Source organism: Glaciecola sp. XM2, assembly GCF_018595715.1.
Classification (GTDB): Bacteria; Pseudomonadota; Gammaproteobacteria; order Enterobacterales; family Alteromonadaceae; genus Glaciecola.
Genome location: NZ_JAHEOJ010000028.1, coordinates 20490 through 46094 on the forward strand (window position 1 = coordinate 20490; position 25605 = coordinate 46094).

The window sequence follows — 25605 nt, forward strand, 5'->3', positions numbered from 1 at the left end:
CATCAAAAGTGTAAATATCCCTTTTCTTCAATATTCGCAAAAGAAAAGGGTTGCTCGTTTAAACGAAGGTCAATTTTACCCTGAGCTCCAGTTATTTGACCGATACAAGTACACGGTAAATTGTAGCTTGCCATGGCACTTTCCATACTCACGCGTTGCTCTTCAGGAACAGTAAACAACAGCTCATAATCGTCACCGCCAGTGCATGCAAACTCTAGAGCCTGCTCGAGGTTTGATATACTTTTCCCCAATGCTTCTGAAATCGGTAGCTTATCTAGATGCACCAGCGCTCCTACTTCAGAAGCCTTAATGATATGCCCTAAATCTTGTAGCAAACCATCTGAGACATCGATACAGGAGGTAGCGATGCGACGTAGCGTTGTTCCTGCTAATATTCTTGGAGTTGGAAAATAGTGACGAGTTGTCAAATCTTCAGCATATTGACTAGAGGCCGCTTCTATTTTCCCCTGCAAAACAGCCAGTCCTGCTGAGGCATCACCTAACGTTCCGGTGACAAACAACCAGTCGCCGGCTTGGGCACCCGAGCGGGTTAACACACTTTCTGGGGGTACAAAGCCTTGAGCGGTGATAGTGACCGCAAGAGGACCCTTTACAGTGTCGCCACCGATGAGCTGAATCGAGAAGTATTCAGTCAGTTTTTTAAGTTCATCTGAAAATGCCAATATCCATTTTTCATCAGCATTGGGTAAGGAAAGAGATAGACTAATCCATGAGGGCTCTGCGCCCATTGCAGCTAAATCACTGAGGTTTACTGCAATCGCTTTGTGAGCAATGGCTTGTGGTGTTGCATCCGCAAGGAAATGCACCCCTTCAAGAAGGGTATCGGTGGTAGTTACTAAGTACTGCCCAGGCGGCACCATGGTGATTGCCGCATCGTCACCAACCCCAATGATAACGTCTTTTCTGACATAGTTGGGGCTTGAAAAGTAATCACGTATCAAGCTAAATTCGTTCAAACCTATCTTCTTTCGTCTTTTCTAAGTGTTTTTACGGCTTTATCTAATGCGCCGTTAATAAATTTGTGACTCTCTTCGGCGCCAAAGGTTTTGGCAAGCTCTATCGCCTCATTGATCACCACTTTAAATGGTGTGTCGATACGTTCGATTAACTCAAAAGTAGCTAAGCGCATAATAGACTTTTCGATAGGATCTAGCTCTTCTGGCAGCCTACCTAAATACGGCTTGTAGGCGGCATCTATTGCTTCAGGATCAGCATCTACGCCATGAAGAATGGCTTGGAAGTATTCCATGTCGACTTGAGACATGTCATTTGAGGTTGCCATAGCAAGCTCAACCTGACGCATCTCATTGCCACTCATTAGGTAGCTATATAATGCTTGTAAGGCCAGTGTTCTGGCCTTTTTTCTGGCGGCTGGTTTCACTATAAAGACTCGTTTAACGCAGCGACTACGTTCACCATTTCTAGTGCAGATAGCGTAGCTTCAGCGCCTTTATTACCGGCTTTAGTACCAGAGCGCTCGATTGCTTGTTCAATGCTGTCGGTAGTAATCACCCCAAAGGCAACTGGAATACCCGCATCAAGTGATACTTGAGCGAGGCCCTTATTACATTCTCCAGCCACAAAATCGAAATGCGGCGTTCCGCCTCTGATCACTGCGCCTAATGCGATAATGGCATCATAACCGCCTTTTTCGGCAACTTTCTTAGCTGCTAATGGTAATTCATAGGCACCTGGCACTCGAATCACGGTAATGTCGTCAGGATTGACTTCACCATGACGCTCAAGTGTATCAAGCGCACCTTCCAACAAACTTTCTACAACAAAGCTGTTAAAACGAGCGACGACAATCGCAAATTTCTTACCCGTAGCGCGTATATTACCTTCAATGACGTTCATGCATTAAGCTCCTATAAAAATCGGCGCGAAGTATAGCATACTCAAGACGCGCAATTGATGTTTTTTGTATCGGTATTATTGACCGTACTAAAACCAATATTAATCGTGTATGTATTCAACCACTTCCAAGCCATATCCAGACAACGCAGAATATTTAACAGGCTTGCTCAACAAGCGCATTTTCTTGATGCCTAAGCTTGCAAGAATTTGGCTACCCACACCCACGGTTCTAGACGATCCTTGCCATGTTTTGCCCTTAGCAACTTGGTCTTTATCTTCAGCTTCAAACTGCTTTACTTGCTGCTCAATGTCTTCACGCTTGCCTAAAAACACCAGCACACCACCTTCATCATGGATGCGTTTCATTGCATTTTGCAAAGGTAAGGAACGGTTTATCGCTCTTGTTGAACCAAGTAAATCGCTCAAAATATTTTGTAGATGCACACGCACCAATGTCGGTTCATCTGCCGATATTTCGCCTTTTTTAAGGGCGAAATGAATTTGATTATCAATCACGTCTTTGAATGTGATCAGCTCAAAATCACCAAACTCAGTAGGGAGATTGCATGTGGCAACTTTCTCGATAGTCGTTTCATTTAGATTTCGATATTCAATCAAGTCAGCAATTGTACCTATCTTGAGGTTGTGCTTTTCGGCAAACACTTCCAGATCAGGACGTCTTGCCATGCTACCGTCTTCTTTGAGGATTTCGACAATGACCGCTGCTGGCTCACACCCTGCTAACCGTGCTAAATCGACACCCGCTTCTGTGTGTCCTGCACGATTTAACACCCCACCCTCTTTTGCGATTAGTGGAAAAATATGACCTGGTTGCACAATGTCATCTGCCACTGCGTCTTTAGCCACCGCCGCTTGTATGGTAATGGCTCTGTCTGCAGCTGATATCCCTGTTGTCACGCCCTCTCGCGCTTCGATTGAAACAGTAAAATTAGTTGAAAATTGTGCGCTATTTTGATCGACCATCAAGGGCAACTTTAAGCGTCTGCAGCGCTCTGTAGTCATGGGCAAGCACACTAATCCGCGGGCATGTGTGACCATAAAGTTAATCGCTTCTGGAGTAACATGCTCTGCTGCCATGATGAGGTCTCCCTCATTTTCGCGATCTTCATCATCCATTAAGATGACCATTTTACCGAGCTTGATATCGTCGATGATTTCTTGCGTGCTGTTTAATGCCATACTACTGCCTATTAAAATTCAAATGACTATTTCAAATAACCATGTTCTGCTAAAAAGCTCATGCTGATGTCTTCGCTGTTATCTTGCGCAGCGCGCTCACCAAGCATGAGGCGTTCTAAGTACCTTGCGATTACGTCAACCTCTAGGTTTACCGACGTACCCACTTTATAATCGCCAATCACCGTTTCTTTGAGGGTGTGAGGAATTAACCAAAGCATGAAGCTTGCGCCTTTTACTTCGTTTACCGTTAAGCTCACGCCATCAACCGTAATCGAGCCTTTATGAGCAATATACTTTGCCAGCTCATCAGGGGCTTTGACCCACACTTCTACATAACGGGTGTGCTCATTTATACCGATCACCTTGCCTACGCCGTCAACGTGACCAGATACAATATGACCACCAAAGCGACTGTCTGGGCGCATGGCTTTTTCTAGGTTGACTCTGCTACCGTTTTGGTAATGCGCAAAGCCTGTGTATTTAATTGTCTCGGCCGATACGTCGGCACGATAGTAATTGTCACCTTTTTCTACCACAGTTAAACAAACACCATTGGTTGCGATGCTATCGCCTAGATGCACGTCAGACATATCCATTTTGCCGCTTTGTACGGTCAATCGAATATCTTGCCCTAAGTCATCTAATGAGGTGATTTTACCGACCGCTTCAATAATTCCCGTGAACATATTACCTCGTATAATGCTTTATTTATGCAACTTGCAGGTTAGCTTGATGTCGCTGCCGACCTGCACAACAGACGTTATTTCGCCACTTAATGCTTGTTCCAAGCTGGTTTTCACCGGTGTTGATAATAACTCTCTTGCGCCACCACCCAAGAAGATTGGCGCTAAGTATAGTACACATTCATCGACTAACTGGTTTTCAAATAATGCACCAGCAAGCTTAGCGCCGGCCTCAACCCATATATAATTGATGTCTCGTTGAGCTAAATCATCCAACATGTTTTCAAGATTTACACGGGGCTGCTCGCAGGAGCTTTGTACTTGCAGGGTATGTTGATTATTGAGCTGTGCGTTGTGCTTAAGGTTGTAAACCAGATTCGGATGGCCATCTTGGAAGAGTTTTAGCCCGCTGTGGAGTAAATTTTTACCATCAACTAAAACCCGTACTGGTTGCTTTTGTCGCGCTAAAAATGCACTAGCGATATCGCTTGGCAATTCGTTTGGCCTGACGTTTAGGCTTGGGTTGTCAGCCAGTACGGTGCCCGAGCCAGACAAAATTGCGCAGGCTTTGGCTCGCTGTATCTGCACATCGGCTCTAGCTTGCGCAGAGGTAATCCATTGACTCTTACCATTTTGCAAAGCGGTTTTGCCGTCTAAACTCGCTGCAAGTTTGACCACAACATACGGCCGACTGCGACGCATTCGTTGGTTAAAGCCTTTATTTAAATCATCTGCCATGGCTGGCATCAGGCCGCTATCAACCTGTATGCCTGCATCCTCCAATAGTTTTATCCCTTTGCCACAAACCAGAGGATTAGGATCGGTTGCGGCAACCACTACACGTGTAATCCCAGCCTCAATGAGCGCTAAGGCACATGGCGGCGTTTTACCATGATGTGAACATGGCTCAAGCGTCACATATGCGGTAGAGCCTTTTGCCCGCTCCCCAGCGGCTTTTAGCGCATGGACTTCAGCATGTTCAGTACCCGCTCTAATATGAAAACCTTCGCCGACGACTTCATCGTTACTGCTCACTATCACGCAGCCTACGCATGGGTTTGGCGTAGTTGAATACTGCCCTTTTTCAGCCAGCGCTAATGCTCTTGCCATGTACGCAGCATCTTGAGGAGAAAAGGCCTGGGTTACCGGCATTTACTGAGGCTCGTTTGAAAGGCGAGCAATCTCTTCACCGAATTCTTTTACATCTTCAAATGAGCGATAAACCGATGCAAATCGCACGTAAGCGACTTTATCAAGCTGCTTTAAGGCATTCATGATCAGTTCACCCACAAATTCGCTTTTCACTTCACGCTCACCGGTAGCTCTTAATTCAGCTTTTATTCTAAACACGCATTGCTCAATGGCCTCGATACTGACGGGGCGTTTTTCTAACGCACGTTGCAGGCCCGCCATCAGCTTTTCTTCATTGAATGGCTCTCTAGTGTTGTCACGTTTGACAATTCTGGGCATGACGAGTTCGGCGGCTTCAAACGTGGTAAAGCGCTCGGCACATTCTAAACATTGACGACGACGCCTGATTTGCGCGCCATCAGAAACAAGTCTTGAATCAATCACCTTCGTTTCTTGGGCCGAACAAAATGGACAATGCATGTCGATTCCTTAAAAAGCCATAATGAAAAAGCCGGCATACATCCGGCTTTACATGCGATGAGCTACACCAATAATTTAGCCGTAAACTGGGAACTTCTCACATAATTCAACTACTTCGCCGCGCACTCTATCAATCACAGACGTATCGCCCATGTTATCTAAAATATCGCAAATCCACGTTGAAACTTGCCTCGCTTCAGCTTCAGCAAAGCCTCTGCGCGTGATCGCTGGCGAACCGATACGTAAACCACTGGTCACGAAAGGTGAGCGCGGGTCATTCGGCACAGAGTTTTTATTTACCGTAATGTTTGCACTACCAAGTGCCGCATCCGCATCCTTACCGGTAATATCTTTATCAATTAAATCGAGCAAAAACAAATGGTTATCCGTACCATTTGAAACAACCTTGTACCCTCTTTCTTGCATTACCGCTACCATTGCCTTGGCATTTTTCAACACTTGTTTTTGATACACTTTGAAATCATCAGAAAGCGCCTCTTTAAAAGCAACCGCTTTTGCCGCAATCACGTGACATAAAGGTCCGCCTTGATTGCCAGGGAATACTGAACTGTTGAATTTTTTATATAAGGTTTCGTCGCCGCATGAGGATAGAATAAGACCGCCTCGAGGACCTGCTAATGTCTTATGCGTAGTGGTTGTTACTACATGAGCATGTGGGATGGGGCTTGGATATTCACCTGCTGCGACAAGACCGGCAACGTGAGCCATATCAACTAACAAATATGCACCAACTTTATCGGCGATTTCACGGAATTTGGCCCAATCCACTATGCCCGAATACGCCGAAAAACCACCTATAATTAGCTTAGGCTTATGCTCAAGTGCTAAAGCTTCAACCTGTGCATAATCGATAATACCTGTTTCTGGGTGCAGGCCATACTGCACTGCATTGTACGTTTTACCCGAAAAGTTCACGTGTGAACCATGAGTAAGGTGTCCGCCATCTGCTAAGCTCATGCCTAATACTGTGTCATTTGCTTCAATCAGCGCCATAAACACAGCGGTATTTGCTTGAGAGCCTGAATGCGGTTGGACGTTAGCATATTCAGCACCAAATAATTCTTTTGCGCGGTCAATAGCGAGCTGCTCTGCAATATCGACGTATTCACAACCACCGTAATAGCGTTTGCCTGGATAACCCTCAGCATACTTGTTGGTCAGCTGTGACCCTTGAGCCTCTAATACGCGCGGGCTACAGTAGTTCTCTGAGGCGATAAGCTCAATGTGGTGCTCCTGACGCTGCTTTTCTTTTGCCATCGCGTCTGCTAGTTCTGGATCAAACTCACCGATTGTCATATTGCTAGATAACATGTCTTTCCTCTCTGTGGGACTAATGATTAGCGCATAAATATGCTGATGGTCTTATTCGCGATGCGTATTTTATCCCATTTACAGGCTTTGTATAGGGCGCGAGGCAAATTTGTGCATCAAAGGCGTCAATCATCCGTTGCCGCACTCCTTTTTTGAATTAATCGCCTCGGCTTTCGAGTGCCTTGACGCGTTGGTAAAGCTTATCGATAGAGCGTAACTGCACCGCATTTTTTTGCCATTCTCGAGTTGGAGCGCTGGGTAGGCCAGAAGAGTAAACTCCTGGTTTTGTAATACTTTTAGTGATCATCGTAAACCCAGTGATCTGCACGTTATCACAGATATCGATATGACCATTAATTGCTGCGCACCCTGCGATAACCACATGTTTACCGATATTCACACTTCCTGCGATGCCTGTATTGCCGCAAATGCAGGTGTAATCGCCGATGGTGCAGTTGTGAGCAATTTGCACTAAGTTGTCGATAATACAATTTTTGCCAATCACTGTATCTTCCAACGCGCCTCTATCAATACAGGTGTTTGCTCCAACTTCGGTATCTTCACCTATGCGCACACCGCCGGTCTGAGGGATTTTAACCCAACGGCCTTTGTCGTTGGCGTAGCCAAATCCGTCAGAACCAACGATGGTGCCGCTGTGAATCGACACTCTATCGCAGAGGGTGACCCCATGGTAAATCGTGACATTTGCTCGCAAATTGCAATTTTTGCCTAAAATACTGTTTTCACCCACAAAGGTGTTAGCGCCAATGCGGCTGCCATCACCAATGACCGCCCCTTTGCTGATAACCGCTCCGGGCCCTACCCCCACATCGCTGCCTATGGTTGCTTCTGGGTGAATGGATGCTAGCGCTGAGATTTCTGCTGATTGAACAGGTGTAGAATCAAGTAATTGAGATACTAGTGCAAAACCCACATAGGGATTACTGTGTAAGATTGCATTACCCGAAAAATTCTCTGCCTGTTCAGGCGTTAGAATGACCCCACCCGCCTCAGTCGTTGCTAAGTCACGTAAATATTTACTGTTGGTCAAAAATGAAAGCTGATGAGACTTTGCATTGCCTAAAGCGGCAAGTTCAGAAATGTGATGCTGAGGATCGCCCACCACTTTACCATCAATATGGTCTGCAATCGTTTGCAACGAATAACTCATGTATTTTACCTTAAATAGATGGCAACTCGGTATTTGCCGAAGGTTAATTATGATTAAAATTTTAGCATAAATATTTGTGGTGTAATCAAAAGAATATCTACATTACAATAGAGCTCGAGACACCCTTTTATTTCACAACAAAGAGACATCAATGGCGCAATTCGTATACAGCATGCATCGAGTCGGTAAAATCGTTCCACCGAATCGTCACATCCTTAAGAATATTTCTTTAAGCTTCTTTCCTGGAGCCAAAATTGGCGTTCTGGGCTTAAATGGCTCGGGTAAATCAACACTGTTAAAAATTATGGCTGGGCTTGATACCGATATTGAAGGTGAAGCAAGACCACAACCAGGCTTAAAAATTGGGTATCTGCCACAAGAACCAAAGCTCAATGAAGAAAAAGATGTTCGTGGCAATATTGAAGAAGCCGTTGAAGATGTTGTGTATGCCCTCAAGCGATTGGATGAGGTCTATGCAGCCTATGCTGAAGCTGACGCAGACTTTGACGCATTAGCGAAAGAGCAAGGCGAGTTAGAGGCGATTATTCAAAGCAAAGATGGCCACAATTTGGACAATGCACTTGAACGTGCTGCAGACGCGTTAAGATTACCCCCTTGGGATGCCGATGTAACCAAGCTTTCTGGTGGTGAAAAACGACGTGTGGCACTTTGTAAGCTGTTGCTAGAAAAGCCAGAAATGTTATTGCTAGACGAACCAACCAACCACTTGGACGCAGAGTCAGTTGCATGGTTAGAGCGCTTTTTACATGATTACGAAGGTACAGTGGTCGCGATTACCCACGATAGGTACTTCTTAGATAACGTAGCAGGTTGGATATTAGAGCTAGACCGCGGCGAAGGTATTCCGTGGGAAGGTAACTACTCTAGCTGGTTAGAACAAAAAGATGAGCGCTTAGCACAAGAAGAGCGAAGCGAAAATGCTCGCCAAAAGTCAATTAAACAAGAGCTTGAATGGGTGCGTAGTAACCCCAAAGGGCGCCAAGCAAAAAGTAAAGCGCGTATGGCGAAGTTTGATGAACTGAATACTAACGACTATCAAAAGCGCAACGAAACTAATGAGCTCTTTATCCCGCCTGGTGAGCGTTTAGGTGAGAAGGTCATAGAAGTGAGTCATTTGAAAAAATCCTACGGCGATAGACTGTTAATCGATGACCTCAGCTTTAAAGTGCCGAAGGGCGCAATTGTGGGCATCATTGGCCCTAACGGCGCGGGTAAATCAACGTTATTTAGAATGATTAGCGGTGACGAATCACCTGACTCAGGCACCATTGATATTGGTGAAAGTGTACACCTCGCCAGTGTTGATCAGTTCAGAGACCATATGAATGAAAGTGCGACGGTATGGCAGGAATTATCAGATGGCTTGGACTTAGTGAAAATCGGTAATTTTGAGTTAAACAGCCGAGCTTATTGTAGCCGTTTTAACTTTAAAGGAACCGATCAGCAGAAGTTCATTAAAGACTTATCCGGCGGTGAGCGAAATCGTGTGCATTTAGCAAAACTGCTTAAGGCTGGCGGCAACACCTTGCTACTCGATGAGCCGACCAACGACCTTGATGTTGAAACCTTAAGGGCCCTTGAAAACGCAATACTCGAGTTCCCAGGTTGCGTTATGGTGATTTCGCATGACCGGTGGTTCTTAGACAGAGTCGCGACCCATATCATGGATTATCGCGATGAAGGTAAAATCAATTTTTACGAAGGTAACTACACCGAATATGCGGCATGGCTCAAAGATACCTATGGGCAAGATGTGGTTGAACCTCATCGCTTGAAGTATAAAAAGATTGGTTAATGCGTTTCAACAAGCGTTCAATTGCTAGACATTAAGCATCAAATAAAAAACGCCAGCGAATGCTGGCGTTTTTACTTATCCATCAGTGCTTTACGCTGACGATTAGCGAATCAGGTGCCATTGCGTTTGTCGACCAGCCAAATACCAGACCGTATTGCCATCAAACACTGCGCTTTGCTCTAACTTAATTTGTACCCATTGGTTATTCCACTCTGGGATTCGAGTAGCAATGTTTCCTTCAATCGCATATCCGGTGTTCGGATAGAGTTTCCAGTCACCTTGCACAGGTGTTGGCCCTTGATTATCCCACATACCAATAGTTGGGCCGCTTGCATGACCTACAAAGCCAAGTGGATGAGTATATGTGCTGCTCTTTATCCCCTCTGCATTGCTCTGCTCAATGGTATTGGCAAGTATCTCGTTACCTGTAAGACCGGTTTTAAAGTTACCGGTTAAAATATCTTGCCATCGATTACCCACCCCAAGCGCCACTTTAAATCCTTCCGGGATATCTGTTTCGCCCATTTTCAGAACGTATGCCATTTCTTGGGTATCTGTACATAAGTTAAGATAACAAATGCCTACGTCTGTATGCAACACATCACCGGGTAATATTAAGCGGTTATCAATGCCCATAAACACATCATCTTCGCTAGTGGCGTCCCCCTCGCGTTGAATGTTGACGTAAGGCTGAAACCATGGACGCAACTGAAGCTCCTCAAAACGCTCACGAATATACCATGCAACATCATTTGTAGTAGTGGCCCCTGGGGTGACCACTTTGTTCGAAAACGCTTCTGCTATAACCCCCCTGGCTAAAGCAACTACTTGAGGATAAATGGCAAGTTCCATTTGGCTTCTTGTTTCAAGCCAGCGAACCACTAACTGCTCTGCGCTAACAATGCGCTGCTGATACTTTTCAGATAAATTAGCCAGTAACTGCTGTTGCAGTCCTACGCTCAAACCATCAGCAAGCGCCCAATCTTTACTGATATTCACACCTATGCGCTTAGGATCTCGCTCGGCGATGACTTCAGCTAAACGCTCCCACTGCTGCGCTTTAGTGCCACCTTCCCAAACAGTTGGGTAAATGTCGCCAATAGGATATCGACTCACACTAAAACGCTCTACGCTGCCATCGGCTTGCTTATGGAACACTAACAATGTAGTGCGCCTGGCTGCAAAGGTAGGTTGTGGCACCAAGGTGTAAAACAGTCGATCTTCGCCGTATTCACGGTTGATCACTAACCACATATCGATGTCTGCCTCTTCCATCAGCCTTGGCAGCAAATTATCTAAGCGGTCTACCAACATTTCGTTAATGGGTGTTATGCGCTCCTTAAAAGACAGCACATCGGGCAAGGCTTGAATCTGGCGGCCTTGTGAGAAGCCTGGGTTGGCAAGGGCTTGAAAACCAAAGCCGATAAGAAACACTAGCAGTAATGATCGCATGAAAATCGCTCAGTAATGAAATAACAAGGCTCAGAATAATACACCTAGTTGGGCGATTCAATATGTGCACATTTTACGTAAGTGTTGAAGCACTTTATAAAGCTTCTAAAGCCTCTGCTAAGCTTGCTACGGCTATAATTTCTAGCCCTGCAATATTTTGTTTTGGCTGATTTGCTTTTGGTACGATAGCACGATTAAATCCATGCTTTGCCGCTTCGCTTAAACGGTCTGTTCCATTGGGCACGGGGCGAATCTCACCTGAAAGTCCAACTTCACCAAAAGCAATTAACCCTTGTGGCAACACTTGACTACGAAAACTAGACAGCATCGCTAATAGCACTGCAAGGTCTGCGCTAGTCTCACTCACCTTTACGCCTCCCACGACATTTACAAACACATCTTGATCGTGCATTTGCACGTTGCCGTGGCGGTGCATAATGGCAAGTAACATAGCCAGTCTATTTTGATCTAAACCTACCGCCACCCGACGCGGGTTCGATGTTTGGCTATGATCAACCAGGGCTTGAATTTCGACCAACAAAGGCCTTGTGCCCTCCCAAACCGACATCACGATGCTACCAGGAGATTGTTCTTGTTGACGATTGAGAAAGATAGCCGACGGGTTGGAGACCTCTTTCATCCCTCTCTCAGTCATGCCAAATACACCAAGCTCGTTAATAGCGCCAAATCTATTTTTTGTGCCACGAAGGGTACGAAAACGTCCGTCTGATTCGCCCTCAAGCATCATTGAGCAATCGATACAGTGCTCTAGAACCTTCGGCCCCGCCAAGCTGCCATCTTTAGTGACATGGCCCACAATAAACATGGCGATGTGATGTTGTTTAGCAAAGCGTGTTAGTGCGGCAGCGCATTCTCTTACCTGAGACACGCCCCCTGGCGCCGATTGAATATCGGCCATATGCATCACTTGAATGGAGTCAATCACCATAACCGCTGGTTTGTGCTGAAGCGCTAAATGACAAATGCTCTCTACATTGGTCTCAGCAAGTAGCTGTAACTTGTCGTCTGGCAATTGCAGACGTTTCGCTCTCATCGCCACTTGTTGCAAAGACTCTTCGCCGGTCACATAAAGCGCCGAGCCTTGCTGAGCTAAATAACACATGACTTGCAAAAGTAAGGTACTTTTACCTGCACCCGGAGACCCTCCAATTAACACAGCAGATCCTGGAACAATCCCTCCCCCTAGCACCCTGTCTAGCTCTTTAAAGCCAGAAGTAAAACGTGGAAGCGCGGTTAAATCGATGTCTTTTAACACTTCAACTTTGGCGGTGGTTTTGCCCGCAAACCCGCTTCGTGCCGTCTGCAATGAGGTTGCAGCGGTTTGTACTACAAATTCAGATAAAGTATTCCAAGCATTACAATCTTTGCATTGCCCTTGCCACCTAGTATGTTCAGAGCCACACTCTGAACAAACGAATGCCGTTTTCTTTTTTGCCATGTTTGTCTTTTTCTTTTAATTACACATCGAGGATTATTGTTTCGCAGAAAAGCAACAATTGCTCCCTCTACGCTATAGTTTTACCTTGAGTTTCCGATACAGACTATATACTAACATCATACGTGAAGAGCAAACTTCTTTATTATTTATGACACCTGATTTAGCCCCCTATAAAGAGCTTATCCGCACTCTCGCTCCCTTGGTCAATCGAAGTGATTTTAATAGTGACTTTGAAGAACGCACGAAGAAAATGTCTAGCGAAATGCGTTTTTTGCTCAAAATGGAAATCAAACGTCTGGCTAAACCCTGCATTCGCTCAGTCGATCTTCGAGCAAAAGTCAAAGATGAATGCCGTCTTTATAGCTATCAAGGTATCGAACATTATCTGCATATTAATGGCATTTTGCACTTTGAGAAACTGGTCAAGCGATACGGCCAATATACCTTTGGTGTTTACGAAGGTATCTTAGAGTTTGCCCAAGCAGAAAAACAAAAATATGCACTGCAAGAAAGTATGGGTAGCTCTGGCATCACAGAAATCGCGGAGCCAGAAAAACAGTATATTACCCCTTGCCAAGAACTCTTGAATTACCCTATACGCAAAGAAGAAAGACTTAACTATGTCACGCAGATTGAAATCTTTTTTGAAGATCATTCAAGCATACATGCGGCAACATCCGATGTCTCATTACATGGGCTACGAATCCGTCTCAAAGACCTAGCGGATTTGCACTTGCTTAAAACCTTTGAACCTATCTCGATTGTGTTTAGAAGCGTTGAACGATCTGCTGGTATTTCACGCACTCCAATTTCTTATCAGGTGCTTGGTGTAAGTGGTGAGGGTTCTCGAACCAGCATTCATCTGCTAAGGAAATATGACGAGCAACACAAAGCGTTTGATGATTTCGTAAATACCTTATTTAAATTACATAAACGCAGATACAAGGTGAATTTAGACAACGTCGAAATGGCCGTTGGCACCAAAATTTACGAACAAAGCTTTATAAATAGTACCCCAAGTCTTCCGGTATATGTGACGCGCAATAAAGACGCTTCGTTTCATGCAAGTTACGTTAGCGTCAATGGATGTGGTAAACGCATTTTAGATTATTGGACTGATGAGCAAAAGCAACCGGTTATTGGTTATCTGCTAAATCCGAAACGATTGGCAACGCTGGTGAATAACAATGGCTCATGCCCAAACATGGTCGTGTATTGCTTTCATCACATAAAAGACGAAAAAATTTATTTTTACTCTGCCTCTAAGCAGGAGCTTGCTGAGCATCCCGAACTTGCAGAAACCTTTTTAAGTTATGGCTCGAGAAAAGTCAGTTGGAGAGTCTATCATCTAGCATGTTCCGACATTTTACCTAATCAAGGTGTTTCGCCAACTTCAATACCAAATGGAGTCAGCAAAGAAATTGATCGCTTGAATAAGTCACCTTCGCCGAAACTTCAAGGAAAACTTGGTAAGTTAAGCAACATGATTTCGGTCACCGACATCACCAATGATGCTGGCCAAGAGTGCTATCAAAAGCGTGCGTTAAACAAAGATTTGATAAAAGACCTTAAAGTTTTTGGTCACCCTCGCAACAAGCCCCCAGTCCTTGTGGAGGCAATGCGACATCGCCAAACCGAGTTGCGGCGTCAGACCCGTTATGTCCTGCGCACAGCAGTCGTTATCAAAAGCGCTAACGATTACCTTGAGGGCGTAACAGAGGATGTTTCGGTGAGCGGTTTAAAGCTAGAGCTTGATGAAGAGTTTATTCACCGACTCAACAGCAAGGTGCATGTCAGTTTTAGTAAGCTAGATGAAATCACAGATAGTTTCGACCTGAATAACCTGCAATACCGGGTCAAGCACATTAGCTACGATAAAAAAGTCCTTCATCTTGAAGCCGTTTCAGAAGACGAAGCAAGTGAAGCCGAGCAATTCTTCTCAGAACTCATTAGCAACAACATTGATCGCCTTCCTGCGCTAGAACATCGAGAGGAAGTGGCAGGATTGAGTCATGCTCTTAGAGCCATCCATGCAAAGACGACTCCGCAATTCTGTGCTTATATAGAGAAGAAACAGCAGGGGTTTTTGCCCGCCATGGCAACCATGAACCCATTGAGAGCGGCATGGATGCGAATGCTACATGACACCGATAATTTAGCCACCGTAAACCTAGGCTGGCTTTATCAAGACAACGATTTACCGCAACCGTTTTTGAAGCATTCTTTGAAAATGTTACGGATAGACCCTCGCCCCATCAGCACCGAAATTTATATTTCGTATCGCTCTGGCGAAGTCAGTCATATTTCACCGATTACCGCAAAATGGCAATATCAATTACCTAGTCATCACGCACAAAAAATGTTTATCGAACAAGCTCAAAAGCAAGGCGAGTTTTTTGCATTTAGTGTGAATATCAATAAAGCATTAAAACCCGATTTAGAGCACCTAGAACAAGAGCTTCTTTATTTAGGTCAACATGCAATTCACAAAGCGACGTATTTTGAAGAGCGGATGTGGGATATTGCAGGGTGTGTATTTCTGACCGATATTACCGATGAATTTCGCTTTAGATACAGCAGCGAAGACTCATAAAAAAGGGCGTATTACAACGCCCTTTTCACTCCAACTAGTAAGTCATTAGCTTTGGTATTTAATTGAGCAACCGTATGGAGGAGTCAATTTCTTCTCAATGTCGTTTCCAGCCAAAAGTGCACTTAGACCAACATCTACAAAGTTTTCTGCTTTAGGAATATCTGCAGGGTTAGCTGATTTAATACTGTCTATTCCGCCAGCATATCGAAGCTGGCCGGCTGGGTCGATAATGTACATATGAGGCGTAGTTTTTGCAGAATATTTTTTACCCACTTCACCGCTGGTATCAAATAAAACATGCTTAGGTGCGGCATTACGACTAGCCGTTAACTCGTCGGCCTGCTCTGCGGTTACATAGCCTTGCTTGCCTTGTGCAGACGAAATGATTGATAACCAAACCACATCCTGCTCAGCATACTTGCGCTGTAAGCCCTGCATGTTGTCACTGTTGTAATGTTTAACAACGTAAGGACATTCATGGTTGGTCCACTCTAACACGACGTACTTTCCTTGATAATCCGACAAGGACACAGCCTCACCCTGAGTATTCATTAAGGTAAAGTCTGGTGCCGGTGCATCAACTTTAATGCTCGCTGACACACTGAGCGAGACGCCGAGTGCTAATGCAGCGAAAAATTGTTTAATTGACATGATTTAGCTCCTGTTTGGCTTTTGTAATAGCATCTATTACAGTATTTGTAGTTAATATTTGCGGTAAAACCTGTTTGCTCTTATTGCCAGCATATACAACATATAGTGGTACGCCGGCGCGTTCATATTGGGTTAAATATTCAAAAATTTCGGCGTTTTTATTTGTCCAATCACCCACCATGTATGTCACATTTTCTTGCGTCAACGCTTGCTTTACGTCATTGCTTGATAACGCGACCTGCTCATTTACCTTGCATGTGATACACCAGTCTGCGGTCATATTTACGACCACAATCTCATCATTATTGCGAAGTGTCGCCAACTGCTGCGGATTGAAATCGACATAATCACTGCTTTGCTCTGACGCTCCTTGCCCCTTGAGTCCTTGAACATTCGGGGATACCGACAACCACAGCGGAAAAACCATTGAAAATATTAGTCCGATACTCACGAGCACTTTTACTACAGGCTTAGTCGCATGCCCTAGCAACCAAATAAACATGCAAAACAAAATTAGCATAATGAGCAGAACAAACTGCAGTTGTGAGCCCATTTGCCCTGCGAACACCCAACATAACCAAGCGACAGTGGCAAACATAGGGAACGCTAAGAAATGCTTAAAACGCTCCATCCAAGCGCCAGGTTTAGGTAGCCATGAAATCGCTCTAGACCATGTAAACAACAAAGTAAGCGGGAGTGCAAAACCTAGTGCTAAAGCATTAAATAGCAGCAAGGTCACTGGGGGCTCACTAACAAATGCAACACCAAGGGCTGCGGCCATAAAGGGCGCCGTGCACGGAGACGCGACAATAACCGCCAGGGCACCGGTAGAAAAGTTAGACATAGCACTTTCACCGCTTACCAGACTATTGCCCACGCCTGCAAATCTTGAGCTAACGGCAATAGCGTCTAACAAAATCAAGGCGATAAACGTAAATAAGAAGGCCAATAAAACCACGACTATCGGCTCTTGCATATGGAAGCCCCAGCCAATCTGTTGGCCGCCCTGCTGTAATGCAATAATCAACAATGCAAAAGCATTAAAGCAGGCTAATACACCAAATAAATATGCAAGTTTGTGCGAAAGTTTTTGCGAAGTTGCCTGAACCGCCATCCCTTTTATCGACAATATAGGCAATACGCATGGCATTAGATTCAATATTAGGCCACCAGCAAATGCCATCAGCACAAATAGCCAAAGTGACGTATCGGTCGCTGCGCTAGCAGAAATCCCCGCCGCGCCACTACTTAAATGCCCTTCAACATAGTATCCACGGGTACCGTCACTTATTAGCCAATCGAGACGCTCTGGTTGGTCGTAAAAATAGTCTGAACGAGGGATGACTAATTGCACCGAGTCATCCATCGACAGCACTTGCTGCGAAGCTGCATGCTGTATGACATCACTTCTAAATGGATACAGTGTCCATTGCTGCCCGCTGAGTTGTGACACCTCAAACACCAGATTGTTTTCAGTAATTTCAAACAGACCGCTTTTCAATTCTTCGCTAGGCAACAGCATCTTGGTTTGTTCAAAGAGGCCTGCTTGTGGTGTGTCAGCGCCATTTGGCGATACGGGTATGTCAATGACCAGCGTGGCCCAACCTGGAATACAATCTTCTTTGCACACTAACCATGATATATCTGCACTTATTTGCAGGGCGTCAGTGGTAGCAAGATCATCAGGAATGCTCACCGGCACCATTAAAAGGTTTGCCCCCTCATAACCGTAGTTAACTAGATGCGCAACCTCAATGGCAGTAGGCAGGGGCCACTGAATATCGCCAAATGCTAGCGGAGCATCCGTTTGCCATGAAATAGTGGGAGCCTCGCCGGAATCCCCAGGATTTCGCCAATAAGTGTGCCAATCTTGTTCAGGCTCGAATAATACTCCGAGCAAAACCTCAGTGCCCGGCACTAAAGCCGTTTTGTTAGCCAAAAGGGACACTTGAATATGCGGGCCAGTCGCAGTGTACGATGGCAACGCGTCTTGTTCTTGGGCATGTGATAGCGCGCTAAACAACATCACAGACAAAGCGATAACAGCTGCACGCCAACGAATTATAATCATTTTATCTAACACCATTTGTTACACCATTAAACCCAAGGGATGATACGATTTATCACTTGGTTTAGATTTGATTCACTTATTTAAAAATCGCTTTTTTAGCGCAGCGAGTACAATAAGCCCTCAAAGCCACAAACATTGATTGCAGCGTGTGCCGCCTCTGCCACTTTTGGCTTTGCATGATAGGCAACCGCGCCGCCTGCCGCTTGCATCATGTGTAAATCATTTGCCCCATCGCCCATGGCTACAGACTGCTTGTGTTCAATACTGTAGGCAACAGTAAAATGCTTTAACATTTGAGCCTTTGCCTTGGCATCAATCACATCCCCGACGACTTTACCGGTTAATACACCGTCTACGACCTCCAACTGATTACTGACCGCCGCATCGAGCCCAACGAGATGTTGAATATAATCTGCAAAAAATGTAAATCCGCCAGATGCTATGACCAACTTCCAATTTGCACGCTGTAATGTGTCGACCGTCGCAACAAAGCCCGGCATAAACGGTAGTCGATCGCGAATGGCGTATAACTCGTCTAGCGCAACACCTTTTAAACATGCAACACGCTCATAGAGGCTTTCGGTAAAGGCAATTTCACCGCGCATTGCGCGCTCAGTCACTTCTGATACTTTGTCTTTGACACCGGCTAAACCTGCAATTTCATCAATACACTCCATCGCTATCACGGTACTATCCATATCCATCACCAATAAACCTGGATGACCAAGACTGGCATCTAATTTAGGGAGAATGTCGATATGTAATGACTGACTAAGTGCGACAAGTTCTGCTGGGCTTGCATCTATTGAAGTATTTGCCCATACATCGCAGACTGTTGCACCAAATTTTCCCGAAAAGGCATTAAGCCTCACCGATAGCTTGGTTTGCACCGGAAAAAGGCGCTGTAACACATTTGCCAATACGCTAAGCGAGAGTGCTTGCCCAGCAATGGTAAGACGAAGGTCTGCAGATGGTTCTTCTGCAAGGCTATGCAGCGATACTGATGTGGCCGCATCGTCTAGTACAAGCGGCAAATCGAATGACACTGCAGTGTGACCCACTTCACAATAGATAGAGGGCTGTTGCTCAAAACATCGATGCAAAGTGCTTAACTGATGATCGCTCGTTAGTGCCGATACTGGCACACTTTGAGCAGCCTGAATGAAATGTCTGTGAAGCATGGTTAAATTTCATGTTAATAAAGTCTTGGATGCATAATACTGATTTGCTTTGACGAGTAAACTAACCCTTGGCAAATATTTATTTTTCCTCTAAGGTCTAATGGTCCTTAACACAATGGTAATGCATCTATGACAGCGGCAATTGGCTCACCCATGAGTGCCATTTTAAAACGGATCAGCACTTTACTGTTGCTGGTGTGTTCTATTGCGATTGCCATTAATCTCTACATTATGCATTCTGAAAATGCGCGACAATGGTACGAGATAGAGTCAGAACAACTTGGCCGTAGCCTGACCATACAAGCAGCAAGACTTCTCTCACAACCCCTATCGCAAGAGGATAACGACCTTACGCAACAATACATTGCCTTGTTAAATGACGGCATGTTTATAGAAGGGGCAGTGGTCTTTGACAATTTGGGGGTGCGCATATCAAGCATTAATAATGCCCCCTCAGTGGTCGATATGATCTCGCAAGGAAACTACGCACCGCTCGTATTTGTAGAAGACATACAGCACGACGGGCAAACTTTGGGCTACATTAAGCTCATCCTCAATCGAGATGAAATTATTCGTCATCACGAGCAATTCAATCGTAGTCAATTCACGCAAACCTTGCTTGTCATTGTGCTAGCGATGCTCATTGCCGCACTTGCTACACGGCTTTTTTATAAAGTGAAGCGCAATTACGATATCGACCCTGATGAGAGCAAACTCTTATAATTGTTTGAGGTAACCTGCCCGACTTCGTCGCGACTTATTCCTTTTAGCTCAGCCAATGCGCTAGCAACTTTTGGGAGTTGGGTCGGGGAATTGCGTTGCCCTTGAAACCCGCATAGGGGCATGTCAGGTGCATCGGTTTCTAACAACAGATGTTTCAAATCGATATCCACTATCGCATCTCGTGTTTTTTTGCCTCTTGGATAGGTAATGGTGCCACCTATTCCTAAATAAAAACCCAAATCAATATAGGTTTGTGCTATTTGTTGGCTGCCTGAGAATGCATGAATTACCCCTCGGTGCTGATGTTTAGCCTGCTTTATCATGCGAATTAACTCATTGTGAGACTGGCGATGGTGAAGCACAATGGGCAGTAAAAATCTGCGGGCAAGTTCAAACTGAGCATGAAGTACTTCAATTTGAAATGCCATAGGGATATCGATACTGCCATCGAGCCCGCATTCACCAATGGCCGAGATATGCTGGCGATGCTGCGCGATAAAAGCCGTCATCTTGTCAAGATATTGAGGCCATACCGAAGGCTTAATTTCATGTAAAAAATAAGGATGAAAGCCCGCGCAGATATCAAGCATCTCATAACGGCGTTTGAGTGATAAAAGCTTATCCATCCTAGATAAGGATAAACCCGGTACGAGTATTTTATTGACGCTGAGGGCCAGCGCGGCCTCTAGCACCTTGTCGCGATCAGCATCAAAATCGGGTAAATCAATATGACAGTGGCTGTCTGCAAACCCCATCGACGTTACTACGGCATTAAACGCTGGGTTTGCCAGCTTTGCTCGCCATCTAGGGTATATTCAAACCTGTCATGTAAACGGTGCTCCCCACCCTGCCAAAACTCCATGCGATGCGGTTTGACCAAATACCCACCCCAAAAATCGGGCAGTGGTATGTCCCCTTTCGAGAACTTTTCTTTCATTTGATGAAACTGCGTTAGCAATAATTCACGGGTAGAAATTGGCTGACTTTGTTGGGATGCCCACGCACCTAGTTGACTGTCTTTAGGACGCGAGAAAAAATACTTAGCATCTTGAGCGCGAGACAGCTTGTGAGCAGTGCCACTAACGCTGACCTGTCGCTCTAAAAAGTACCACGGGAAATGCAATGAAATACTGCTGTTACCTTTTAGATCTTTGGCTTTATTACTCCCGAGGTTGGTATAAAACACAAAACCCTCTGATGAAACGTCTTTGAGCAGAACAATACGTTGGCTTGGTCGGTTTTGTGCATCCACAGTGGCAACGGTCATGGCATTTGGATCAGGTAACTCTGCATCAATTGCATCTTTTAGCCACTGTTGAAACAAGTCGATTGGGTTTTGCGTTAGTGAAGACTCACTTAAACGTCCTAATGTGTATTCTTTTCTAAATTCATGTAGCGCTTTCATTTCGTCTCGCCCTTCAATCTATACTTGAAAATCACCGTCATATCCTAGTGAGCGCAAGGCACGTTCGTCGTCTGCCCATCCAGATTTCACTTTCACCCATAGCTCAAGAAATACTTTATTATCAAATAAGGCTTCCATATCTTTTCTCGCCTCTGCACCCATGGTCTTTATATGTTTGCCACTTTTACCTATTACCATGCGTTTTTGGCTTTCTCTTTCGACCAAAATTAATCCGTGGATATGATATACGCCAGTAGCCGTGAGCTTAAACTGTTCGATTTCTACCGTGACAGAATAAGGAAGTTCATCTCCAGTAAAGCGCATAAGCTTTTCACGAATGATTTCGCTTGCCATAAAACGACTGGAACGGTCAGTGATATAGTCTTCGGGGAAGTAAAAATCACTTTCAGGCAAGTTCGATAATATTAATTGCCTTAAGTTTTCAATCTGCTTTCCCTGCTTGGCAGACACAGGCAATATGTTGGCAAAATCGTGCTTTTTGTTCAGTTCGCTCAGAGTATCGAGCAACAGACCTTGGTCGGGCACTTTATCGACTTTGTTGACGACTAACCAACATGGCAGTTTAGATTGCTTAATTTTATTGAGAACAAGTTCGTCGTCTTCGGTCCAACGCGTTCCTTCAATGACGAAAAGTACCAAGTAAACATCACCTAAAGTGCTGCTAGCAGCCCTATTCATCACTCGATTAATTGCTCGCTTCTCTTCTGAATGAAGGCCAGGCGTATCGACATACACAGCTTGTTTGTTGTCAAGTGTGTCGATGCCCATAATACGATGGCGGGTCGTTTGCGGTTTGCGAGAGGTAATACTGACCTTTTGACCCAAAATTCTATTCAGGATGGTAGATTTTCCTACATTCGGCCGCCCTACTATTGCAACCATACCGCTATGGGTTTTTGTCATTTATGAATTTTCTCTAAAATAGTTTTCGCTGCTTCTTGCTCTGCAATTCGACGGCTTTTGCCTTTTGCACGCTCAGCAAGCTCTAAAGAAGCGACTGTACATAACACTTCAAAGATTTGCGCATGATCTTTGCCTGTGATGTTAACCACTTCGTAGTTTGGTAGGTCGATCTGTTGCGCTTGAAGATATTCCTGTAACTGTGTTTTGTTGTCTTTAATTTGTAAATTTGGGTCAAGATTGATAATGCGTGATGCAAACAAGTTTTCAATGGTCGTGCGCGCAGACTCTAAACCTGACTCAAGATAAATAGCGCCGAGTAAAGCCTCCACGGCATCTGCCAAAATAGAATCCCGACGATGTCCGCCGCTTTTCATTTCACCAGAGCCTAAACGAATAAACTCCCCAAGCGACAACTCTCTGGCAATGGCAGAAAGCGTTTGCCCTTTGACCAACATTGAGCGCATGCGCGTCAATTTACCCTCAGGCTGCTTAGGGAACTTTAAATATAGTACTTCAGCAACACATAGCCCTAATATTGCATCACCCAAAAACTCCAACCTTTCATTGTGAAGCTTACCGGCACTGCGGTGAGTAAGAGCCTGCTCTAGCAAGCTTTTATCTTGAAATTCATAACTAAGCGCTTTAAATAGCGGTTGGTAGTTTGGCGCATTTAAAGTGGTCATGACTAGTGAATAGAACCTACTCTCTCAAAACGCACTGATGACGGGAACCACGTTGGTAATATATCTTCAGGCTTTCTATCAAAGTCAAAACTCATCCAAATGAAGGTGGCTTTACCCACTAAGTTCTCTTCAGGTACAAAACCCCAAAAGCGGCTGTCTTGGCTATTGTCGCGATTATCGCCTAAGACAAAATAATGCCCTTCGGGTATATCGTATTTATAAGCGGCAGAAGAACTCGTCGGATTGCGAAGAATTTGATGATCAAGATCACCTAACGTTTCTGTAAATAAGTCCAGAGCAACGCCATTTTGTCTGTAGGGAGAATCGCCTTCTGATTTCAATTGCACAGGCTGAGGACGATCGCATAGCTGCCCAGGCTCACACGGTGCTTGCACGAATACTTGTTTGTTACTGTAGATAATAGTTTCACCTGGAAGCCCTACAACACGTTTGATGTAATCAATGTTCGGATCCAATGGATATTTAAATACAACAATATCGCCCCTTTGTACGTCGCCAGTATCAATCATCTGAGTGCGAGTAACAGGATCTTTGAGCCCATATGCAAACTTCTCGACCAAAATAAAATCGCCTTCTAACATCGTTGGCATCATAGAGCCAGAGGGTATTTGAAAGGGCTCATAGATAAATGAGCGAAACACCATGACACCAAAAAATATTGGGAAGAACTGTTTGCAGTTATCTACCAACCAAGGCAATTCGTCAGTACTGGCATCAAAGTTTACTTGCTCTGATGAACCGTTGCTGGCGCTTGCATTTTTGGGCGCAAAAAAAAGTGCGTATGCCAACCATATTCCACCGGTGATAGCACTCATCACAACCAACAATATCGAAAAGTAATTCGCCATTAATTATCAACCTTTAATATCGCTAAGAACGCGTCCTGTGGTAACTCCACGTTACCTACTTGCTTCATGCGTTTCTTACCTTCTTTTTGTTTCTGCAAGAGCTTCTTCTTACGACTGATGTCTCCACCATAACATTTCGCAATAACGTTCTTGCGAAGTTGCTTGACCGTGCTTCTTGCCACAATATGGTTACCAATTGCCGCCTGAATGGCAATATCAAACATCTGACGAGGAATTAGTTCACGTAACTTTTCAACTAAATCACGTCCACGATACTGCGCATTGTCTTTATGCGTAATCAGCGCTAACGCATCTACGCGCTCACCATTGATTAAGATATCAAGGCGCACCATGTCGGCCGCCTGAAATCGAGTAAAGTTATAATCCAACGAGGCAAAACCGCGACTGGTAGACTTTAGCTTATCAAAAAAGTCTAGCACCACTTCTGCCATTGGCATATCGTAGGTTACTGCAACTTGCTTGCCATGATAGGCCATATGCGTTTGATGTCCGCGTTTGGCAACACAAAGCGTGATAACGTTTCCAAGATATTCTTGCGGAACAAGAATATTCGCCGTCACGATAGGCTCTCGTATTTCTTCAATATCATTAATCGGCGGCAATTTAGAAGGATTATCTACTTGCAGCGTCTCGCCTTTGGTGGTGACGACTTCGTACACTACGGTTGGCGCGGTGGTAATTAAATCAAGATCGTATTCACGCTCTAAACGCTCTTGAATGATTTCCATGTGTAACATACCCAAGAAACCAATTCTAAAGCCAAAACCGAGGGCTGCTGAGCTCTCTGGCTCGTAAAATAACGATGCATCATTGAGGCTTAGCTTAGCCAATGCATCTCTAAAATCTTCATAATCGTCTGAGCTGACCGTAAATAGGCCTGCATATACTTGCGGCTTTATCTTTTTAAAACCCGGTAACATTTTCGCTGCCGGACGTTTTGCTAGTGTAATGGTATCGCCTACAGGAGCACCGTGAATTTCTTTAATACCTGCGATAACAAAACCAACCTCGCCCGTACGTAGGACTTTGGTTTCGGTTTGCTTGGGTGTGAACACGCCAATTTTGTCTGCCTGATGCACGACACCATTGGACATAATTTGAATTTTATCTTTGGTGTGCAATTCACCGTTAACAATGCGCACCAAAGACACAACGCCTTGGTAATTATCAAACCATGAGTCGATGATAAGCGCTTCTAGAGGCGCTTGCGCGTCACCTTTTGGTGGAGGGATACGTCTAACGATTTCCTCAAGAACATCTTCGATGCCAACGCCTGTTTTTGCTGAACAGCGCACCGCTTCAATTGCATCTATACCCACGATGTCTTCGATTTCTTCTGCAACGCGGTCTGGCTCAGCCTGTGGCAAGTCAATTTTATTTAGGATGGGCACCACTTCCATATCAAGGTCGATGGCAGTATAGCAATTCGCTAGCGTTTGCGCTTCAACACCTTGGCCAGCATCTACAACAAGCAAAGCTCCTTCGCAGGCTGCAAGAGAACGCGACACTTCATATGTGAAATCAACGTGTCCAGGCGTATCGATAAAGTTTAGCTGATAAGTTTCCCCATCCTTCGCTTGGTACATCAAGGTAACACTTTGCGCCTTGATAGTGATCCCGCGCTCGCGCTCAATATCCATAGAGTCAAGGACTTGCTCGGCCATTTCTCGGTTAGTTAAGCCTCCGCAGTGCTGAATCAATCGGTCTGAAAGTGTCGACTTCCCGTGATCGATATGGGCAATAATACTGAAGTTACGAATATTCTTAAGCTGCATAAATGACTAATGTTCCTGACACTACAACGCGACGGTTAAACCCATGAAAATCATGTGTTTGTGATTAAATTGGTATGGTAAGCAATTGCGCTCCCTATTGAGTACGC

23 protein-coding genes are annotated in these 25605 nt (G+C 44.8%); 3 read left to right on the forward strand and 20 right to left on the reverse strand.

Annotation, left to right across the window (positions count from 1 at the left end; all coding sequences use genetic code 11):
- Positions 1–2: 2 nt before the first annotated feature.
- The 9 genes from thiL to lpxD all read right to left on the reverse strand — a co-directional run bounded on the left by thiL (position 3) and on the right by lpxD (position 7875).
- Positions 3–977, reverse strand: coding sequence for a thiamine-phosphate kinase (gene thiL / locus KJ365_RS15520; RefSeq protein ID WP_214452593.1), 975 nt, complete (start codon positions 975–977; stop codon positions 3–5).
- 2 nt (positions 978–979) lie between these two features.
- A complete protein-coding gene (nusB, locus tag KJ365_RS15525) occupies positions 980–1402 on the reverse strand; it encodes a transcription antitermination factor NusB (protein WP_214452594.1) in 423 nt (140 codons plus the stop codon).
- Positions 1402–1878: a 6,7-dimethyl-8-ribityllumazine synthase gene (gene ribH / locus KJ365_RS15530; protein ID WP_214452595.1), complete on the reverse strand. Its 477-nt coding sequence runs from the start codon at positions 1876–1878 to the stop codon at positions 1402–1404. The genes nusB and ribH overlap by 1 nt, the downstream gene beginning before the upstream one ends.
- Positions 1879–1977: 99 nt before the next feature.
- Complete coding sequence (gene ribBA, locus KJ365_RS15535; protein ID WP_214452596.1) at positions 1978–3078, reverse strand: bifunctional 3,4-dihydroxy-2-butanone-4-phosphate synthase/GTP cyclohydrolase II; 1101 nt, start codon at positions 3076–3078, stop codon at positions 1978–1980.
- Positions 3079–3104: 26 nt separating this feature from the next.
- The gene (locus KJ365_RS15540; RefSeq protein ID WP_214452597.1) at positions 3105–3764 is read right to left on the reverse strand and encodes a riboflavin synthase; all 660 of its coding nucleotides are present in this window, start codon (positions 3762–3764) and stop codon (positions 3105–3107) included.
- 18 nt (positions 3765–3782) lie between these two features.
- A complete protein-coding gene (ribD, locus tag KJ365_RS15545; RefSeq protein WP_214452598.1) occupies positions 3783–4913 on the reverse strand; it encodes a bifunctional diaminohydroxyphosphoribosylaminopyrimidine deaminase/5-amino-6-(5-phosphoribosylamino)uracil reductase RibD in 1131 nt (376 codons plus the stop codon).
- Entirely contained in the window at positions 4914–5372 is a 459-nt protein-coding gene (nrdR, locus tag KJ365_RS15550) for a transcriptional regulator NrdR (protein ID WP_214452599.1), read from the reverse strand. It lies immediately after the preceding gene.
- A 75-nt stretch (positions 5373–5447) separates the two neighbouring features.
- The gene (glyA, locus tag KJ365_RS15555; RefSeq protein ID WP_214452600.1) at positions 5448–6704 is read right to left on the reverse strand and encodes a serine hydroxymethyltransferase; all 1257 of its coding nucleotides are present in this window, start codon (positions 6702–6704) and stop codon (positions 5448–5450) included.
- Positions 6705–6861: 157 nt separating this feature from the next.
- Positions 6862–7875, reverse strand: a complete 1014-nt coding sequence (gene lpxD, locus KJ365_RS15560; protein ID WP_214452601.1) for a UDP-3-O-(3-hydroxymyristoyl)glucosamine N-acyltransferase — start codon at positions 7873–7875, stop codon at positions 6862–6864.
- Between the two features lie 151 nt (positions 7876–8026).
- On the opposite strand from lpxD, the gene ettA reads away from it, so the two are divergent.
- On the forward strand, positions 8027–9691 hold the full coding sequence (gene ettA, locus KJ365_RS15565; protein WP_214452602.1) for an energy-dependent translational throttle protein EttA: 1665 nt from the start codon (positions 8027–8029) through the stop codon (positions 9689–9691).
- Positions 9692–9793: 102 nt separating this feature from the next.
- Here the strand turns inward: ettA and KJ365_RS15570 are convergent, their stop codons facing one another.
- Both KJ365_RS15570 and radA read right to left on the reverse strand, forming a co-directional pair.
- The gene (locus KJ365_RS15570) at positions 9794–11143 is read right to left on the reverse strand and encodes a M24 family metallopeptidase (RefSeq protein ID WP_214452603.1); all 1350 of its coding nucleotides are present in this window, start codon (positions 11141–11143) and stop codon (positions 9794–9796) included.
- Between the two features lie 94 nt (positions 11144–11237).
- Positions 11238–12602, reverse strand: coding sequence for a DNA repair protein RadA (gene radA / locus KJ365_RS15575; RefSeq protein ID WP_214452604.1), 1365 nt, complete (start codon positions 12600–12602; stop codon positions 11238–11240).
- A gap of 148 nt (positions 12603–12750) precedes the next feature.
- Between radA and KJ365_RS15580 the strand changes: the two genes are divergently transcribed.
- Positions 12751–15195 carry a PilZ domain-containing protein gene (locus KJ365_RS15580; protein ID WP_214452605.1) on the forward strand — a complete coding sequence of 815 codons (2445 nt, stop codon included), beginning with the start codon at positions 12751–12753 and terminating at the stop codon, positions 15193–15195.
- Between the two features lie 45 nt (positions 15196–15240).
- On the opposite strand, the gene KJ365_RS15585 is transcribed toward KJ365_RS15580, so the two are convergent.
- The 3 genes from KJ365_RS15585 to serB form a co-directional block, all read right to left on the reverse strand.
- Positions 15241–15846, reverse strand: coding sequence for a thioredoxin family protein (locus KJ365_RS15585; RefSeq protein WP_214452606.1), 606 nt, complete (start codon positions 15844–15846; stop codon positions 15241–15243).
- Entirely contained in the window at positions 15836–17917 is a 2082-nt protein-coding gene (locus KJ365_RS15590) for a protein-disulfide reductase DsbD family protein (RefSeq protein WP_214452607.1), read from the reverse strand. The genes KJ365_RS15585 and KJ365_RS15590 overlap by 11 nt, the downstream gene beginning before the upstream one ends.
- Positions 17918–18012: 95 nt before the next feature.
- Positions 18013–19098 (reverse strand): phosphoserine phosphatase SerB, encoded by a 1086-nt coding sequence (gene serB / locus KJ365_RS15595; RefSeq protein ID WP_214452608.1) that lies wholly within the window; start codon positions 19096–19098, stop codon positions 18013–18015.
- A gap of 129 nt (positions 19099–19227) precedes the next feature.
- Here serB and KJ365_RS15600 point away from each other — a divergent pair, with 129 nt between their 5' ends.
- A complete protein-coding gene (locus tag KJ365_RS15600) occupies positions 19228–19821 on the forward strand; it encodes a hypothetical protein (protein WP_214452609.1) in 594 nt (197 codons plus the stop codon).
- Here KJ365_RS15600 and KJ365_RS15605 read toward each other — a convergent pair.
- Genes KJ365_RS15605 through lepA form a run of 6 tightly spaced genes read right to left on the reverse strand, consistent with a single transcriptional unit; the run spans position 19785 to position 25498 of the window.
- Positions 19785–20576 carry a TatD family hydrolase gene (locus KJ365_RS15605; protein ID WP_214452610.1) on the reverse strand — a complete coding sequence of 264 codons (792 nt, stop codon included), beginning with the start codon at positions 20574–20576 and terminating at the stop codon, positions 19785–19787. The two genes, KJ365_RS15600 and KJ365_RS15605, sit on opposite strands and share 37 nt — an antisense overlap.
- An 8-nt stretch (positions 20577–20584) precedes the next feature.
- On the reverse strand, positions 20585–21226 hold the full coding sequence (gene pdxH / locus KJ365_RS15610) for a pyridoxamine 5'-phosphate oxidase (protein ID WP_214452611.1): 642 nt from the start codon (positions 21224–21226) through the stop codon (positions 20585–20587).
- An 18-nt stretch (positions 21227–21244) separates the two neighbouring features.
- Entirely contained in the window at positions 21245–22150 is a 906-nt protein-coding gene (gene era / locus KJ365_RS15615) for a GTPase Era (protein WP_214452612.1), read from the reverse strand.
- Positions 22147–22833 (reverse strand): ribonuclease III, encoded by a 687-nt coding sequence (gene rnc / locus KJ365_RS15620; RefSeq protein ID WP_214452613.1) that lies wholly within the window; start codon positions 22831–22833, stop codon positions 22147–22149. Before rnc ends, era begins: the two co-directional genes overlap by 4 nt.
- Positions 22834–22835: 2 nt before the next feature.
- The gene (gene lepB, locus KJ365_RS15625) at positions 22836–23702 is read right to left on the reverse strand and encodes a signal peptidase I (protein WP_214452614.1); all 867 of its coding nucleotides are present in this window, start codon (positions 23700–23702) and stop codon (positions 22836–22838) included.
- A complete protein-coding gene (gene lepA / locus KJ365_RS15630; protein WP_214452615.1) occupies positions 23702–25498 on the reverse strand; it encodes a translation elongation factor 4 in 1797 nt (598 codons plus the stop codon). The genes lepB and lepA overlap by 1 nt, the downstream gene beginning before the upstream one ends.
- Positions 25499–25605: the final 107 nt, after the last annotated feature.

Bases quoted from the DNA above. Each gene is read 5' to 3' on its own strand.
- ribH (WP_214452595.1), bottom strand. From the start codon at position 1,878: ATGAACGTCATTGAAGGTAATATACGCGCTACGGGTAAGAAATTTGCG.
- ribBA (WP_214452596.1), bottom strand. From the start codon at position 3,078: ATGGCATTAAACAGCACGCAAGAAATCATCGACGATATCAAGCTCGGT.
- KJ365_RS15540 (WP_214452597.1), bottom strand. From the start codon at position 3,764: ATGTTCACGGGAATTATTGAAGCGGTCGGTAAAATCACCTCATTAGAT.
- ribD (WP_214452598.1), bottom strand. From the start codon at position 4,913: ATGCCGGTAACCCAGGCCTTTTCTCCTCAAGATGCTGCGTACATGGCA.
- nrdR (WP_214452599.1), bottom strand. From the start codon at position 5,372: ATGCATTGTCCATTTTGTTCGGCCCAAGAAACGAAGGTGATTGATTCA.
- glyA (WP_214452600.1), bottom strand. From the start codon at position 6,704: ATGTTATCTAGCAATATGACAATCGGTGAGTTTGATCCAGAACTAGCA.
- lpxD (WP_214452601.1), bottom strand. From the start codon at position 7,875: ATGAGTTATTCGTTGCAAACGATTGCAGACCATATTGATGGTAAAGTG.
- ettA (WP_214452602.1), top strand. From the start codon at position 8,027: ATGGCGCAATTCGTATACAGCATGCATCGAGTCGGTAAAATCGTTCCA.
- KJ365_RS15570 (WP_214452603.1), bottom strand. From the start codon at position 11,143: ATGCGATCATTACTGCTAGTGTTTCTTATCGGCTTTGGTTTTCAAGCC.
- radA (WP_214452604.1), bottom strand. From the start codon at position 12,602: ATGGCAAAAAAGAAAACGGCATTCGTTTGTTCAGAGTGTGGCTCTGAA.
- KJ365_RS15580 (WP_214452605.1), top strand. From the start codon at position 12,751: ATGACACCTGATTTAGCCCCCTATAAAGAGCTTATCCGCACTCTCGCT.
- KJ365_RS15585 (WP_214452606.1), bottom strand. From the start codon at position 15,846: ATGTCAATTAAACAATTTTTCGCTGCATTAGCACTCGGCGTCTCGCTC.
- KJ365_RS15590 (WP_214452607.1), bottom strand. From the start codon at position 17,917: ATGATTATAATTCGTTGGCGTGCAGCTGTTATCGCTTTGTCTGTGATG.
- serB (WP_214452608.1), bottom strand. From the start codon at position 19,098: ATGCTTCACAGACATTTCATTCAGGCTGCTCAAAGTGTGCCAGTATCG.
- KJ365_RS15600 (WP_214452609.1), top strand. From the start codon at position 19,228: ATGACAGCGGCAATTGGCTCACCCATGAGTGCCATTTTAAAACGGATC.
- KJ365_RS15605 (WP_214452610.1), bottom strand. From the start codon at position 20,576: ATGGGGTTTGCAGACAGCCACTGTCATATTGATTTACCCGATTTTGAT.
- pdxH (WP_214452611.1), bottom strand. From the start codon at position 21,226: ATGAAAGCGCTACATGAATTTAGAAAAGAATACACATTAGGACGTTTA.
- era (WP_214452612.1), bottom strand. From the start codon at position 22,150: ATGACAAAAACCCATAGCGGTATGGTTGCAATAGTAGGGCGGCCGAAT.
- rnc (WP_214452613.1), bottom strand. From the start codon at position 22,833: ATGACCACTTTAAATGCGCCAAACTACCAACCGCTATTTAAAGCGCTT.
- lepB (WP_214452614.1), bottom strand. From the start codon at position 23,702: ATGGCGAATTACTTTTCGATATTGTTGGTTGTGATGAGTGCTATCACC.
- lepA (WP_214452615.1), bottom strand. From the start codon at position 25,498: ATGCAGCTTAAGAATATTCGTAACTTCAGTATTATTGCCCATATCGAT.